Raw genomic sequence first — 1,810 nt, 5'->3', positions numbered from 1 at the left:
GAACATAGCGAGTATGGGCTTCGCGCAGACTTTGGAAACCCAGCTCGCGGAAGTAGGCGTTTGGCCAGCGACGCGTGCGGCTCAGACGCTCCGGATTGGTCCGGTGCCATTTTAAGAGCAGTCGACGCAGTCGCTTGCGGATCATTCCGTCGTAACTGTCGAATATGTTCCACGTACAGTGCCGAAAGTAACCGAACCAGCCAACGCTCACGCGATTGATTTCTCGAATCGTCGCGTCGATAGACTGGCCGCTCTTGCGGGGAGTCAACTGTCGGATCCGGGCCACCATCTTGCGATGGCTTTTCGCACGCGGAAAGCGAAACTTCCCGCGAAACGAGTAGCCCAGAAAGTCGAAACTCTTTTCACGACTGTCGACGATGTGGGTCTTCTCGGGGTGCAGCGTCAAACCTGCTTCACGGACGAAGCGTTTGACTTCCTCAAGGGCCGCTTCAGCGTGTTCCTGACTATGACACAGGATCACGAAGTCGTCGGCGTACCGGACCATCTCGAAGCCTTTGTCGGCCATGCGATGGTCTAGCTCGTTGAGGTATAGATTGGACAGCAGCGGAGAGAGGACCGCGCCTTGTGGAACGCCCGACTCGGGTGTCCATTCGCGGAGTCCCTCCATAACCGATTGATCAAGGTACCCCTTGACCAGTTCCAATACCCGTCGATCCGAAATCTTTTCGCTGACAAGTGTCAGCAAGCGGTCTTTCGGGATCGTGTCGAAGTAACCTTGTAGGTCAGCATCGACCACGATGACGTTTCCAGACTCCAAGAGTTCTTCGACGACTCGCAGTGCATCATGACAGCTGCGTCCGTGGCGGAAGCCGAAGCTTCGTTCGTGAAATTCATTGTCGAAGATCGGTTCGATGACATTGACCAGAGCCGTTTGCACGACACGGTCCCGAACCGTTGGGATTCCCAGCGAGCGCACTTGCGTGCTGCCAGGCTTGGGAATCTGCACCCGGCGTACCGCCTGGGGGCGGTAGGTGCCGCTGCGCAACTGCTCGTGTAGTCGCTTGATTTCAGCGATCTCCTGGTGGCTGAAATCCTCGGTGCTTTGTCCGTCCACTCCCGCCGCACCTTTCTTTTTGCCGGTCACCTTGCGGGCCGACACGAACAGGTTCAGCTCACGGTACACCTTGTCGATCAAGGCATGCCATTTTCCTCCTCGCACTCCTACGGTGAGCGAGTTCAACATGCGGTCGGTCCATACGCTACGATTCGCCCAGCTGGAAATCTCACGTGTTGATTTCACTTCGGGGTCTCCGACACGGCTAGCCGCTGAGAACGGCACTGTCACCGGGATGTAGTCTTTCGATTTACGTTTCGCTTGCATGGTTCCTACTGGCATCCATTTTCCTGCCTTCCTTCGCTCGCGTTGGGTTTGGTTCCCGACGGTCAACACTACTACGAAGGCTCTGACTCCTCGGCCGGGCATCGAAGTCTGCTGCCGCCGAGGTCTCTCTGCTTATCTCGTCTGAACTTCCAAACATTCCGTCTCCAACCACCGCATTGCCATTTCACGACGCTCGATTTTATCCGTTGCGGTTTCTTCATCGTCGTCGTCGCCGCACGAACCCTGCAGAGTGGTTCTGCCACCCGGAGTCGGGCCACATCGGGGATCGTTGTGCGGTCAGGGGTTCGCCGATTGCTAGGAGGCTCCCCGACAGGCTTGGCCGAATCGAGTTCACATTACAGTTACGGACTGTTTGTTCACCTTTGGTTGCTCTCCACCCTTTCTCACGAAAACGCAGTTACCATTGGTTACAGGGAGGCAACGACTTCCCTGATCAGGACTTTCACC

General features: G+C 56.5%; 1 protein-coding gene. It reads right to left on the bottom strand.

Annotated features, from left to right (window positions below; translation table 11 throughout):
* Positions 1-1,342 (bottom strand): group II intron reverse transcriptase/maturase (gene ltrA, locus GE027_RS22480; protein WP_153559475.1); only part of this gene is annotated, 1,342 nt, incomplete at its 3' end.
* Between the last annotated feature and the right edge of the window lie 468 nt (positions 1,343-1,810).

Origin of the sequence: Roseimaritima sediminicola (assembly GCF_009618275.1) — a bacterium.
Lineage (GTDB): Bacteria > Planctomycetota > Planctomycetia > Pirellulales > Pirellulaceae > Roseimaritima > Roseimaritima sediminicola.
The sequence above is the reverse complement of the archived record's forward strand: the minus strand, read 5'-3'. Positions and strand labels throughout refer to the sequence as shown.